General features: G+C 59.1%; 12 protein-coding genes and 2 tRNA genes. 8 read left to right on the top strand and 6 right to left on the bottom strand.

Translation table 11 applies throughout. The features are described 5' to 3' along the window. The first annotated feature begins 255 nt into the window (after window positions 1-255). Together GSQ93_RS14850 and GSQ93_RS14845 are read left to right on the top strand one after the other, a co-directional pair. The gene (locus GSQ93_RS14850) at window positions 256-513 is read left to right on the top strand and encodes a hypothetical protein (protein ID WP_254073908.1); all 258 of its coding nucleotides are present in this window, start codon (window positions 256-258) and stop codon (window positions 511-513) included. A gap of 548 nt (window positions 514-1,061) precedes the next feature. Continuing rightward, window positions 1,062-2,204, top strand: a complete 1,143-nt coding sequence (locus tag GSQ93_RS14845; protein WP_089166193.1) for a porin — start codon at window positions 1,062-1,064, stop codon at window positions 2,202-2,204. A 106-nt stretch (window positions 2,205-2,310) separates the two neighbouring features. On the opposite strand, the gene greB is transcribed toward GSQ93_RS14845, so the two are convergent. Continuing rightward, window positions 2,311-2,871 (bottom strand): transcription elongation factor GreB, encoded by a 561-nt coding sequence (gene greB, locus GSQ93_RS14840; RefSeq protein WP_158936430.1) that lies wholly within the window; start codon window positions 2,869-2,871, stop codon window positions 2,311-2,313. Window positions 2,872-3,010: 139 nt separating this feature from the next. Here greB and GSQ93_RS14835 point away from each other — a divergent pair. Together GSQ93_RS14835 and GSQ93_RS14830 are read left to right on the top strand one after the other, a co-directional pair. After that, window positions 3,011-3,087 (top strand) — tRNA-Arg (locus GSQ93_RS14835). 77 nt (window positions 3,088-3,164) lie between these two features. Further along, window positions 3,165-3,241 (top strand) — tRNA-Arg (locus GSQ93_RS14830). A 155-nt stretch (window positions 3,242-3,396) separates the two neighbouring features. On the opposite strand, the gene GSQ93_RS14825 is transcribed toward GSQ93_RS14830, so the two are convergent. The 5 genes from GSQ93_RS14825 to GSQ93_RS14805 all read right to left on the bottom strand — a co-directional run bounded on the left by GSQ93_RS14825 (window position 3,397) and on the right by GSQ93_RS14805 (window position 8,373). Next, on the bottom strand, window positions 3,397-3,888 hold the full coding sequence (locus GSQ93_RS14825) for a phage protein NinX family protein (RefSeq protein ID WP_158936429.1): 492 nt from the start codon (window positions 3,886-3,888) through the stop codon (window positions 3,397-3,399). Window positions 3,889-4,011: 123 nt separating this feature from the next. Continuing rightward, window positions 4,012-6,444, bottom strand: a complete 2,433-nt coding sequence (locus GSQ93_RS14820; RefSeq protein WP_158936428.1) for a bifunctional (p)ppGpp synthetase/guanosine-3',5'-bis(diphosphate) 3'-pyrophosphohydrolase — start codon at window positions 6,442-6,444, stop codon at window positions 4,012-4,014. A gap of 62 nt (window positions 6,445-6,506) precedes the next feature. After that, window positions 6,507-6,710, bottom strand: coding sequence for a DNA-directed RNA polymerase subunit omega (gene rpoZ, locus GSQ93_RS14815; RefSeq protein WP_031359151.1), 204 nt, complete (start codon window positions 6,708-6,710; stop codon window positions 6,507-6,509). A 57-nt stretch (window positions 6,711-6,767) separates the two neighbouring features. Beyond that, entirely contained in the window at window positions 6,768-7,433 is a 666-nt protein-coding gene (gene gmk, locus GSQ93_RS14810) for a guanylate kinase (RefSeq protein ID WP_158936427.1), read from the bottom strand. Between the two features lie 7 nt (window positions 7,434-7,440). Beyond that, the gene (locus GSQ93_RS14805; protein ID WP_158936426.1) at window positions 7,441-8,373 is read right to left on the bottom strand and encodes a YicC/YloC family endoribonuclease; all 933 of its coding nucleotides are present in this window, start codon (window positions 8,371-8,373) and stop codon (window positions 7,441-7,443) included. A gap of 373 nt (window positions 8,374-8,746) precedes the next feature. Between GSQ93_RS14805 and rph the strand changes: the two genes are divergently transcribed. From rph to GSQ93_RS14785, 4 genes are read left to right on the top strand one after another with little or no spacing between them, the layout of a single operon-like run. Next, a complete protein-coding gene (rph, locus tag GSQ93_RS14800; protein ID WP_254073907.1) occupies window positions 8,747-9,493 on the top strand; it encodes a ribonuclease PH in 747 nt (248 codons plus the stop codon). Continuing rightward, window positions 9,486-10,115 (top strand): RdgB/HAM1 family non-canonical purine NTP pyrophosphatase, encoded by a 630-nt coding sequence (gene rdgB, locus GSQ93_RS14795; RefSeq protein ID WP_158936424.1) that lies wholly within the window; start codon window positions 9,486-9,488, stop codon window positions 10,113-10,115. The genes rph and rdgB overlap by 8 nt, the downstream gene beginning before the upstream one ends. Continuing rightward, the gene (gene hemW, locus GSQ93_RS14790) at window positions 10,112-11,359 is read left to right on the top strand and encodes a radical SAM family heme chaperone HemW (RefSeq protein ID WP_254073878.1); all 1,248 of its coding nucleotides are present in this window, start codon (window positions 10,112-10,114) and stop codon (window positions 11,357-11,359) included. The genes rdgB and hemW overlap by 4 nt, the downstream gene beginning before the upstream one ends. Before the next feature lie 40 nt (window positions 11,360-11,399). After that, window positions 11,400-12,590 carry an MFS transporter gene (locus tag GSQ93_RS14785; RefSeq protein WP_158936423.1) on the top strand — a complete coding sequence of 397 codons (1,191 nt, stop codon included), beginning with the start codon at window positions 11,400-11,402 and terminating at the stop codon, window positions 12,588-12,590. The last annotated feature ends 19 nt before the right edge of the window (window positions 12,591-12,609 follow it).

Raw genomic sequence — 12,609 nt, 5'->3', positions numbered from 1 at the left:
GCAAGAGAGGCGCTTCCAATCTTTGTCCACCTGCGCGTTCGAATTACGACGGATGAAAAGAGAACAACCGGTCGTAATAATTCCGGATTAAACCGTCGATATCGACAAATAGGAAATATTTACTTAGCTTGTAACTAATTTAGTCGAATCGTAAGCGTATACGAGCCTTGTTACCGAAATGCGCTATTGGCATCATAAGAGCGTACTGCAAGCACTTTAAAGGAGGTCATTGTTGTGACGACCGAACTCAAAAGCATGTTTTCCTGGATCAGGACGTTAGTAGCGCCCCAGGCAGTAGTGGAATCGCATTCAGCTCTGGATTTCGACCCGGCATGGCATGGCGATCATTGGCAGAACCTCTTGTCCTCGCCAATGGATGCACGCCGTTATGTGATGGAAGACTGGACAATATCGAGTCCGCTAACGTTCGATAGCACCGACGGATCGGAATTACTCGAAGTTGGTAATGAAGCTGAAGCTATGCCAGAAGAAGCGTTGGAAGCGGCTCTCTAAGCGAACAGTGCCTGGCGCAGGCTCCGGACATTGAGTCCGTTCAGGCAAAAAAAAGCGCGACTGGGAAGTCGCGCCGACAAAGTTTGGAGATCTTTTCCGTCAACGAAAAAGTCTGCTTCGGAAAGCAGTGAACCAAGTATAGCGGCACGCTATCTCCCAATCATCAACAGATCTTGCAATCATCTATTGCTGTTCCGTCAACAATCGACATTTAGGATTATTGGCGTTGTATTTTAACGATAGCGCATGTCGCAATTGCGCAACGAAGCCCTGTTGACACTCCGCACTCGCCCCCGCCATTCCCCCGCAAAGCCTTGCCAGTAAAGGCTTAGATTGCGTTTCTTAATCATTGCCGATCGCAGAATACTTTATTGCGTAAATCGGAATGCCACCTCTGTAACACCGTCTTTACACTTCGTCTGGTCCGGAAACGACTGTGTCTTCTGTTGGCACACGAAATCACCTGACTGCGCCTCTCGCAGCGCGTCGAGTGAAGGTTTCCTTCAAGCCTGGGTTGTCAGACCCAAACTGCTCTCGGAGTTACAAAGATGAAAAAGACTCTCATGGTCGCCGCCCTGTCGGGCGTATTTGCAACCGCCGCTCATGCTCAAAGCAGCGTGACGTTGTACGGTTTGATCGATGCTGGCCTGACGTACACGAACAATCAAAACGGTTCACATAACTTCAAGATGACGAGCGGCGCGGTGAACGGCAGCCGTTGGGGCCTGCGCGGCTCTGAAGACCTCGGCGGTGGCCTGAAGGCAATCTTCACGTTGGAAAACGGCTTCAGCATTGCGAACGGTACGCTCGGCCAGCAAGGTCGCGAATTCGGCCGTCAAGCCTTCGTTGGTTTGTCGAGCAACCAGTTTGGTACCGTCACGTTGGGTCGTCAGTATGACTCCGTGGTCGACTATCTCGGCCCGTTGGCTCTGACCGGCACGCAATACGGTGGCACGCAGTTCGCTCACCCGTTCGACAACGACAACCTCGACAACTCGTTCCGTATCAACAACTCGGTCAAGTACCAGAGCGCGAACTACGCCGGCTTCAAGTTCGGCGCGTTGTATGGTTTCTCGAACCAGGCTGATGGTTTCGCGAACAACCGCTCGTACAGCGTTGGCGCGTCGTATAACTACGGCCCGTTGAACATTGCTGCAGCTTACTTGCAACTGAACAACAACATCACGGCTGGCGCAATCAACAACGCCAACGGTGCTGTTGCTGGCGACAACACGTTCAACGCAGGTCTGCAACGCACGTTCGGCGCTGGCTTGAACTACGCGTTCGGCCCGGCAACGGTTGGTTTCGTGTTCACGCAAACCAAGCTTGAAGATGCAGCAAGCATCAACGGTGCTACGGTTGGCAACACGGGCAACATCGCGATTGGCAACTACGCTCGCTTCAACAACTATGAGCTGAACGCCCACTATGCACTGACCCCGGCCCTGAGCCTGGCAGGCGCGTACACGTACACCGATGCTCGTCTCGATGGCGAAAAGCCGTCGTTCCATCAGTTCAGCCTGCAAACAGCTTATTCGCTGTCGAAGCGCACGGACGTGTACCTGCAAGGCGAATACGTTCACGCGCTTGACCTGGGCGACAGCGGCATTGGCGCTCCGATCAACGGCGTAGGCATGTCGTCGACCCCGAACCAAGTCTCGGCAACGGTTGGCATTCGCCACCGCTTCTAAGTCTTGTTCAAGGTTGTACCGATGTGAAAAAGGCGCCGCTTGCGGCGCCTTTTTTTCGTCTTGAGGTTCTTGAGGTTTCTGGCCTTACAGCTTCAGATGAAGCGCTTCAGGCCTTCGCCGGATAACGTACATCGAGGATATCGATCTGCTGCACGCCTGCGGGCGTGTGCAGCGTGACCGTGTCGCCGACCTTGGCCTTGAGCAAGGCACGGGCGATCGGCGAGATCCAGCTCACGTGCCCGACATCCAGATTCACTTCGTCCACGCCTACGATTCTCACCGTGTGCACTTCTCCATCGTCGCCGGCGTAATCCACCGTTGCGCCGAAAAACACCTGGTCGACGTTTTCCTGCAGGCTGCTGTCCACCACTTCCGCCTTGTCGAGCCGCTTGGTCAGGAAGCGAATCCTCCGGTCAATCTCGCGCAGGCGCCGCTTACCGTAAATGTAATCACCGTTCTCCGATCGGTCGCCATTGGACGCCGCCCAGGAAAGCAGTTTCACGACATCCGGCCGCTCGACGTCCAGCAAATGCAGCAACTCGTCGCGCAGACGCTGATGTCCCGCTGGAGTGATGTAGTTCTTGGTGCCGGGTGGGACGCCCGCGGGTTGCTCGAGGTCGAGATCTTCGTCGCTCTCGTCCGATTCCTTTACAAATGCTTTGTTCATGGTGCAAACCGCTCAAAATAACGTGAAGAGGAGCGAGATAGCTCCTATGCACGGTAACACGAAGGCGATCGGTATTACATAAATCGCGGCGTAACCCTTCCTTTTTTGGGAGAGCTTGGCTATACTCTTGGTCTCGCGTGCGGCTGTAGCTCAGATGGATAGAGTACTTGGCTACGAACCAAGGGGTCGTGGGTTCGAATCCTGCCAGCCGCACCACTTCTTCAAAGCGTTTTAGTTTTTTGTTTCACGCAAGCGTTTCCCGCATCAGCTTTTTGTATTACCCTGTTTCATGCGCGGCTGTAGCTCAGATGGATAGAGTACTTGGCTACGAACCAAGGGGTCGTGGGTTCGAATCCTGCCAGCCGCACCAGTTTTAGAAGGGCCTTCCTCACGGAAGGCCCTTTTTGTTTGTGCGGGCGTTTGCGCAAGCGAAATCCGCACGCCGGTCTTATGCGGCGCACGGTTTTCGGCGAACGCGAGAAACAAGCTTTCCTACGAACAGCGCGTGAGGCCCAACAAACGCCCTTACTGCCGCGCAGTCGACCCAATATCGCCGATACGTCCATCCGGCAGCGGTGCATCTTCAACTGTCGCCACCGCGCTCTGCTCACCCAGCAGTTCAGCCCGTTCCCCCAGCAGCATTTGCGAACGATGCGGAAACTCATCGTCCACCGTGTCTCCGAACGCATGCAGCAGAAACGCTCGCAGCAATGCGATACGTAACGACGGTCCGCGCCCCTCCACTTCCGCGCCGGCCTTGCCGAATATCGCCGCGCACACGACTTCGCCCCGTCCGTGGTCGTTCATCTCCAGCCGGCATGCGCGCTCCAGTACGACTGATGCCGCTTCCCACGATGTCGACGGCAGGAAACGCCCGTCCCATGCCCGGCCACGGTCATTGCCGCGGATGGACAGCGTCTGGCCGCCATCGGTGAAATGAATTTCGCGGATGAAGTCGTGCAAACCGCGCGCGACCCAATAGTCGAGTTCGGCGCCTTCCAGTTCTGATGTTTTCATAAGTGCCCCCTGTGTACGCAGAATGGGTACAGGCACGCAGGTCGCTTTTCAGCGGTGGCGGATCGAGTTCAGACCCAGACTCAATTCCGCCGGCCGCTTTCGCCAAGAGGCGAACGCCAGGCTTTAATAATCGCCGCGTTCGCGATCGATCCGCATGCCGCCTTCGGTATTGCGATGATGCGGCTCGTCACTCGGCCGCTCGCGCGCGATGCGCATCACGTCCGGGTTCGTGCGCACGCGCCGCATGACGTTCGCCAGGTGCACGCGATCGCTGACCTGGATGACGAAACGCAGCACGGTAGATTCCTGCGTCACGTCCTCGTCCATGGCGATGTGGACAATGTTGGCATCGGCGGACGTAATATCAGCCGCTACGCGGGCGAATACGCCCTTCGACGTGCTGACGAGCACCTTGATGGCGACATCGAATAGACGGCCCGGCTGCGGCGCCCAGGCCACGTCAATCCATCGGCCCGGATCGCGCTTGTGAATGCGCTGGGCCACACGGCATTCGGTGGTGTGAATCGCCATGCCCAGCCCAATGCCGATGTAACCCATGATGTCGTCGCCGGGGATCGGGCGGCAGCAGGCAGACAGCTGCACCGACATGCCTTCCGTGCCCGTGATCACCACCGGCGGCGCAGTATTCGTGCTGAAATTCTCGCGCGGGGAATCGTCGTCGTCGCGACCGGTCATCAGCACTTCAATGCGCTTCGCCATGACGGCGGCCACGCGCCGGCCAAGGCCGATATCCGCGAAAATTTCCTGACGGCTCTTGTTGCCCGTCCATTGCGCCAGCTTTTCCCAAGCTTCCGGCGTCACTTCCGACAACGCCAGGCCATAGCTCTTGAGGCATTGATCGACGAGCCGTTCGCCCAGTTGCACTGACTCGTTTAACCGCATGGTCTTGAGATAGTGACGAATGGCCGAGCGCGCCTTGCCGGTACGCACAAAACCAAGCCACGCAGGGTTCGGCTTCGAATAAGGCGCCGTGATTACTTCCACGATATCGCCGCTTTTCAACTCCGTGCGCAGTGGCAGCAACTCGTTATTGATCTTCACCGCGACGCATTGATTGCCAAGGTCGCTGTGAATGGAATACGCAAAATCCAGCGCCGTCGCACCGCGCGGCAGCGGCATGATCTTCGACTTGGGCGTGAACACGTAGACCGCATCGGGGAACAGGTCGATCTTGACGTGTTCCAGGAATTCGCTGGAATCGCCGGCTTCGCTTTGAATGTCGAGCAGCGACTTTAGCCATTGGTGCGCGCGCTTTTGCACATCGTTCAGATCCGCGCCGCCATTCTTGTAGAGCCAATGTGCTGCCACGCCCGCTTCCGCGATTTCGTGCATCTTGCGCGTGCGGATCTGGAACTCGATTGGCGCACCAAACGGGCCCACGAGCGTGGTGTGCAACGACTGATAGCCGTTCACCTTGGGAATGGCGATGTAATCCTTGAACTTGCCCGGCACCGGTTTGTAGAGCGCGTGCAGCGCGCCGATGCACGTATAACATTCGAGCGCCGTATCCACGACCACGCGAAAGCCGTAGACGTCGAGCACTTGCGAGAACGACAACTGCTTGTCGCGCATCTTCTTGTAAATGCTGAAAATGGTTTTCTCGCGGCCGGTCACGTCGGCCTTGATTTTCGCGTCCGCAATGGTGCGCTGGACCGCTTCAAGGATCTTGCCCACCACTTCGCGCCGGTTGCCGCGAGCAGCCTTCACGGCGCGCTCGAGCGTGGCGTACCGATGCGGATTGAAGTTCGCGAAGCTCAGGTCCTGAAGTTCGCGATACGTGTTGTTCAACCCAAGCCGATGCGCAATAGGCGCATAAATGTCGATGGTTTCACGCGCCACGCGACGCCGTTTCTCCGGTGGCACCGCACCCAGCGTGCGCATGTTGTGCAACCGGTCCGCCAGCTTGACGAGGATCACGCGGACGTCGCGCGCCATGGCGAGCAGCATCTTGCGGAAATTTTCCGCCTGCGCTTCCTCGCGATTGCGGAACTCCATCTTGTCCAGCTTCGACAAGCCATCGACCAGTTCTGCAACCTTCGGCCCGAAGCGTTCCGCGATTTCGGTCTTCGTCACGCCCTGATCTTCGATCACGTCATGCAGCAACGCCGCCATGATCGATTGATCGTCGAGTTTCCAGCTGGCGCAGATTTCCGCGACCGCAACCGGATGCGTGATGTACGGCTCGCCACTTTGACGATATTGCCCAAGATGGGCTTCATCGCTGAAATGGAAAGCCAGCTTGACCTGCTTGATTTCTTCCGGCGAAAGGTACGCGGCCAGCTCGGTGGTCAGTTTCGCAATGGAAACGACGTCGTGGCGGCGCGGCTTTTCCGGTGTGGCAGTCGGCCCGAACAGATGGCGAAACGATTGTTCGAGAACTGCGTCGATGTACTTGCGCGCCGCCGAGGGCGAGTCGGCATCATGAGCGTTGTCATGATCGTGCGCGTGGTTTTCAGCATGTGCCCCGGAATGAGGCTCGGTGCTAAGAACGTCGTTATGCGGGTCCACAGAGACGGACGATGGAACAGGATTCATGGCCGCCTCCGTGGTTTGCTGACGCGGTTAGTGACAATGCGCGTAGACGTCCGGACCCGTAATCAGACCGGAACCTTCTTCAACATCTCAACGCCGACCTGACCGGCTGCGATTTCGCGCAGCGCAACAACAGTCGGTTTGTCGCGGCTTTCGATCTTCGGCGTATGGCCTTGAGCGAGCTGGCGCGCGCGATACGTTGCTGCGAGCGCGAGCTCGAAGCGATTGGGGATCATTTTCAGACAGTCTTCGACGGTGATGCGGGCCATGGTTGATTCCTTCTCGATATGTTCTTCATTCTACCTTATGTGACCGGAAAGCCCCGTTCACTCGGCGTGCGGCGAGTGTATGCCTAACTCGACAAACAACTGCGTATGACGGGCGTACTGTGAACCGAAACGTAGCCGTGTGGCCGCAACGAGACACTGCAATTCGCCGAGAGCGCGCTCGAAGTTCTCGTTGATCAGCACATATTCCGCTTCCGGCGCATGCGCCATCTCGCTGCCGGCGGCCAGCAAACGCCGCACGATGACGTTCGGCGAGTCCTGGCCACGCTTCTTCAGGCGCTCTTCCAGCGCATCCAGTGACGGCGGCAGGATGAAGATTTCCACCGCATTGCGAAAGCGTTTCTTGACCTGTTGCGCGCCTTGCCAATCGATTTCAAGCAGCACGTCGTGGCCGCTTTTCATCTGCTCTTCAATCCACACGCGCGACGTGGCGTAGTAGTTGCCGTGCACTTCCGCGCTTTCGAGGAACTCGCCGGCGGCGTGGCGCGCCATGAAGTCATCGACGGAAGCGAAATGGTATTGAACGCCGTTTTGCTCGCCCGGACGCGGTTCGCGCGTGGTGTACGACACGGACAGCCGGATTGCCTGATCCTGCGCGAGCAGCGCGTTGACCAGCGTCGACTTGCCCGCGCCCGACGGCGCCACGACCATGAACAGGTTGCCCGGATAGACCCCGGCGTAGGTGTTGCGTTGTGCGTCGTTCATGGCGGCGTTACTCCAGGTTTTGCACTTGCTCGCGCATCTGTTCGATGAGCAATTTGAGCGTCATCGACGAATCCGCGAGTTCTTTCGCCGCCGCCTTCGACCCGAGCGTGTTCGCTTCGCGATTCAGCTCCTGCATCATGAAGTCGAGCCGCTTGCCCACTTTGCCGCCCTTTTGCAGTACGTGGCGCGTTTCCGCCAGATGCGCGGAGAGACGCTGCAATTCCTCGGTGATGTCGATACGGATGCCGTAAATAGTCACTTCCTGGCGAATCCGTTCCGCGATTTCCTCGCGTGGAATACTGGTTTGCGTGCCTTCCGGCGACGCAATCCCAAGCGCGTCCTGCAAACGCTCGACAATCTTCTGCTGATGCTTCGTGATCAGTTCCGGCACGAGCGGCGTGACCTTGGCCACGATCGCTTCCATTTCCGTCACGTTCGCGATCAGCACGGAGCTAAGCGCGGCGCCTTCACGGGCGCGGACATCGATGAGTTCGGCAATCGCCTGCTTGCCGCATGCCAGAACCGCGTCGCGCAGCGTTTCCGCCGACACGCCGCTCTCCGACAAAATGCCCGGCCAGCGCAGGATTTCACCGGTGCGCATGCGCTCGGCATCGGGGAAAATATCCAGCACCGAGCGTTCGAGCGCGGCGAGTTGCGACAGCGCATCGCGATTGAGCACGCCTGCAATGGTCGTCTGCTCTGCGCGATTCAGGTTGATGCGGATATCGACCTTGCCGCGCGAGAGCTTGTTCATCAGCATTTCGCGCAATTGCGGCTCGCAGACGCGCACGTCTTCGGGCATGCGGAAATTCATGTCGAGGAAGCGCGAATTCACCGTGCGCAATTCCACCGATACCCCCACGCCCGAGCCATTGGCGCCCGCGCCGTCCGACGCTACTTCGCGCGTCGCGCTGGCGTAGCCTGTCATGCTGTAGATCATTGTCGCGTCCGTAATTGAAGGCCGTGGCGGCTCGCGTGTTGCTCGCGTGTTGCTTACTGCTCGCTACTCGCGCGGCACGGCCAGTTCGCTTCGAAACGCCCGGCGTGAAGCTGCGCGAAATGGCAGGCAATGTTGGCCGGGCGAGGAAGCTGGCATTATCCCATTTTTGCCGATCCCGCCCGGGGAAACGCAATGCCGCAACGCGGCGCGCGCGGATCAACGCGGGATGAACCCGGAAAGGCGCGACGGACGCTCACTCCGATTGCGGATAAAATTCGAACCTTGGCGCGTTTTTTTACGCTTTTTTTACCGTGCGCCGAAGCTCCTTTCACTGCGTTTCTTTCACTTTGCCTCCTCCATGACCGACTCCACGCTGAACCCGTCCGCCCCGTTTAACCGCCCGAGCGGCCGTAGCGCAGACCAATTGCGCGATGTGCGCATCACGCGGCACTACACGAAGCATGCGGAAGGGGCGGTTCTCGTCGAATTCGGCGATACCAAAGTGATCTGCACCGCGAGCATTTCCGAGCGCGTGCCCGAATTCCTGCGCGGCCGCGATCAAGGCTGGCTCACCGCCGAATACGGCATGCTGCCGCGCGCCACGAACACCCGTAACGACCGCGAAGCCGCACGCGGCAAGCAAACTGGACGCACGCAGGAAATCCAGCGGTTGATCGGGCGCGCGCTGCGTTCCGTCTTCGATCTGAACAAGCTGGGCGCGCGCACGCTGCACATCGACTGCGATGTGATCCAGGCCGATGGCGGCACGCGCACGGCCAGCATTACGGGCGCGTTTGTCGCGGCCCACGATGCCGTCACCAAGCTGCTGGCCGCCGGCAAAATCGCGGAATCGCCGATCAATCAATTCGTCGCGGCAATTTCGGTGGGCGTGTACAACGGCCAGCCGGTGCTCGATCTCGACTACGACGAAGACTCGCAGTGCGACACCGACATGAACGTCGTGATGACCGGCGCAGGCGGTTTCGTGGAAGTACAGGGAACGGCCGAAGGCGTACCGTTCACACGCGCCGAAATGAACGCGCTGATGGATCTGGCGCAAAGTGGTATTGAAACATTGATTGCGAAGCAGAAGGTCGCGCTGGAGTTGCTCAGTGTCTGATTCTTCTGCGGTTAGCGCCTTGGGACGCGTCGTTCTTGCCTCCAATAACCCCGGGAAATTGCGCGAGTTCGCAGCACTGCTGAGCACCGCGGGCATCGACCTCGTGACGCAAGGCGAGCTGGGTGTGTCCGAGGCCGAGGAACCGCATGTGACGTTTATCGAGAATGCGCTGGCGAAGGCGCGCCATGCATCGGCGGCGACCGGATTGCCGGCGCTGGCCGACGACTCTGGCCTCTGCGTGCATGCGTTGCGCGGCGCACCGGGCGTGTATTCGGCCCGCTATGCGCAATTGCTCAACGGCGGCGAGAAAAGCGACGCCGCGAACAACGCGCGTCTCGCGAAGGATCTGGCTAGTGAATCAGATCGGCGCGCGTATTTCTTCTCCGTCCTCGTGCTGGTGCGTCATGCCGAAGATCCCGAACCGCTGATTGCGGAAGGCCGCTGGCACGGCGAAGTCATCGATACCCCGCGCGGAGCGAACGGCTTTGGCTATGACGCGCATTTCCTCGTGCCGTCGCTCGGACAAACCGCCGCCGAACTCGATCCCGCCGTGAAAAACGCCAACAGCCATCGGGCGATTGCACTTCGGCATCTGCTGGCGCGATTGAAGGAAATATCGTGACGGCCAGTTCGAGCGGTCCTCAGGCGATCAACGTGATCAAGGCGTTCACGTCGCCGGGCAGTATCCGGCTGACGTCGCTGCCGCCGCTGGCGTTGTACGTGCACTTCCCGTGGTGCGTGCGCAAATGCCCGTATTGCGATTTCAACTCGCACGAATGGAAGGGCGAGACGTTTCCCGAGGATCGATATCTCGATGCACTACGCGCCGATCTCGAGCGCGCGTTGCCGATGGTCTGGGGCCGCCAGGTGCACACTATTTTTATCGGCGGAGGGACGCCGAGTTTGCTGTCGGCGAAAGGACTGGACCGCCTGCTCTCCGATGCCCGCGCGCTGCTGCCGCTCGACGCCGATGCCGAAATCACGCTCGAAGCCAACCCCGGCACGTTCGAAGCCGCGAAGTTTGCGCAGTTCCGGGCAAGCGGCGTGAACCGTTTATCGATAGGTATCCAAAGTTTCAATGAGCAGCATTTGAAGGCGCTCGGCCGGATTCACGATGCAACGCAAGCGCGCCAGGCGGTGGAAATAGCGGCAAAGAACTTCGATAACTTCAATCTCGACCTGATGTTCGCCCTGCCCAAGCAGACGCTCGACGAATGCCGGGCGGATATTGAAACGGCTATCAGTTTCGCGCCGCCGCATTTGTCGCTATATCACCTGACGCTCGAACCGAACACCATGTTCGCCAAGTACCCGCCGCCCGTTCCTGACGACGACGCGTCCGCCGACATGCAGGACTGGATTCACGAGCGCACGGCTTCAGCGGGGTATGAGCGCTACGAGGTGTCGGCTTATGCGAAGCCGCACAGGAAGAGCCAGCACAACCTGAACTACTGGCGCTTTGGCGACTATCTCGGCATTGGTGCGGGCGCACATACGAAGCTGTCGTTTCCGCAGAAAATCGTGCGCCAGGTGCGTTACAAACATCCGGGAACGTACATGGATGAAGCGCTCGGCGGCGCCGCAGTGCAGGAAGAGCATGAGGTTGGACCACGCGACCTGCCGTTCGAATTCATGCTCAACACGTTGCGGCTCGTGGAAGGATTTCCGGTGCATTCGTTTAACGAACGAACTGGACTCGCGATGTCAGCAATCGAAACGGGACTGGTCGAAGCGGAACGTCGTGGCTTGATCACGCGGGACATTGAACGCATTGCGCCAACGCAGCGCGGACAGGATTTTCTCAATGATCTGCAGGCGCTCTTTCTCAGGGACACGCCGTCGATAAAAATCAAGGAAGAACGTTAAATTGGACGCGCCCGCCCCTAGTCTGACCGCCGGTTCCGTTATGCGGCACCGGCCTTTCGCGCTCTTCTGGAGCGCACGGGTGATGTCATCGGTTGCGTTCCAGATGATGTCGGTCGCAATCGGCTGGCAGATCTACTCGATCACGCACAGTGCGTTCGCGCTCGGGCTCGTCGGCCTCTCGCAATTCCTGCCGATGTTCATGCTCACGTTGGTGGTGGGCCATGTCGCCGACCGCTACGACCGGCGCACGATCGCGTTCATCTGTCAGGCGATTCAAGGCGTGGCCGCGTTGACGCTGTGCGTGGCGACGTGGCGCGGGGTCCCCAGCCAGGGGCTGATCTATTTGATCGCGGCAATTGCCGGATCGGCACGCGCGTTCGAGTCGCCATCGATGGCCGCACTCTTGCCCAACCTGATTCCACGCGCCCAATTGCAGTACGCGACCGCGTGGTCGACGTCGGCGAACCAGACAGCGCAGATCCTCGGACCGGCAATGGGTGGTCTGCTCTACGGCCTCGGGGCGCTTACGGTATATGGCGCGGTGGCGGTGGCGTTCATCGGGGCGTCGGTGGTGTTGTCATCGATAAAGATCGAACAAGTGGTGCGCATGCGCACGCCGCTGACCTTCGAATCGCTCTTCTCCGGTATCGCCTTCATTCGACGCAAGCCGGTGATCCTGGGGGCGTTATCGCTGGATCTGTTTGCGGTATTGCTGGGCGGCGCAACGGCATTGCTGCCCGTTTTCGCCCGCGATATCTTGCATGCCGGCCCGTGGGCGCTCGGCGTCCTGCGCGCGGCGCCTGCGGTTGGCGCGCTGGCCGGATCGATTTATCTCGCGCATTTTCCGTTGCGAAGGCGGGCGGGGACGGCGTTGTTCGGCGGCGTGATCGCGTTTGGCATTGCGACGATTGTGTTCGGGTTATCGCGGAACCTGTACGTTTCGCTGATCGCGCTGGCCGCGCTAGGCGCCTCCGATGTGATCAGCGTCGTCGTGCGCCTGTCGCTCGTTCAACTTCAAACGCCCGACGACATGCGCGGTCGTGTGGGCGCCATCAATTCGCTGTTTATCGGAACATCGAATCAGTTGGGTGAGTTCGAGTCGGGGATGACGGCGGGATTGTTCGGCGCAGTGCCTGCGGTGCTGATTGGCGGCGTAGGTACGATCGCCGTTGCGTTGCTATGGATGCGATTGTTTCCCGGTTTGCGGGCAACCCGGTCGCTGGAAGGGTGAGTCGGTTTCGCGTGCTGGA

Source organism: Burkholderia sp. S171, assembly GCF_009766085.1.
In the GTDB taxonomy this organism is placed as follows: domain Bacteria; phylum Pseudomonadota; class Gammaproteobacteria; order Burkholderiales; family Burkholderiaceae; genus Caballeronia.
This window is presented reverse-complemented; position numbering and strand designations above follow the sequence as displayed.

Excerpts from the sequence above, each read along its gene's own strand:
- GSQ93_RS14825 (WP_158936429.1), bottom strand. The coding sequence starts at position 3,888 with ATGAAAACATCAGAACTGGAAGGCGCCGAACTCGACTATTGGGTCGCG.
- gmk (WP_158936427.1), bottom strand. The coding sequence starts at position 7,433 with ATGAACGACGCACAACGCAACACCTACGCCGGGGTCTATCCGGGCAAC.
- greB (WP_158936430.1), bottom strand. The coding sequence starts at position 2,871 with ATGAACAAAGCATTTGTAAAGGAATCGGACGAGAGCGACGAAGATCTC.
- GSQ93_RS14850 (WP_254073908.1), top strand. The coding sequence starts at position 256 with ATGTTTTCCTGGATCAGGACGTTAGTAGCGCCCCAGGCAGTAGTGGAA.
- GSQ93_RS14845 (WP_089166193.1), top strand. The coding sequence starts at position 1,062 with ATGAAAAAGACTCTCATGGTCGCCGCCCTGTCGGGCGTATTTGCAACC.
- GSQ93_RS14820 (WP_158936428.1), bottom strand. The coding sequence starts at position 6,444 with ATGAATCCTGTTCCATCGTCCGTCTCTGTGGACCCGCATAACGACGTT.
- rpoZ (WP_031359151.1), bottom strand. The coding sequence starts at position 6,710 with ATGGCCCGCATCACCGTCGAAGACTGTCTGAAAATGATCCCCAATCGC.
- GSQ93_RS14805 (WP_158936426.1), bottom strand. The coding sequence starts at position 8,373 with ATGATCTACAGCATGACAGGCTACGCCAGCGCGACGCGCGAAGTAGCG.
- GSQ93_RS14785 (WP_158936423.1), top strand. The coding sequence starts at position 11,400 with ATGCGGCACCGGCCTTTCGCGCTCTTCTGGAGCGCACGGGTGATGTCA.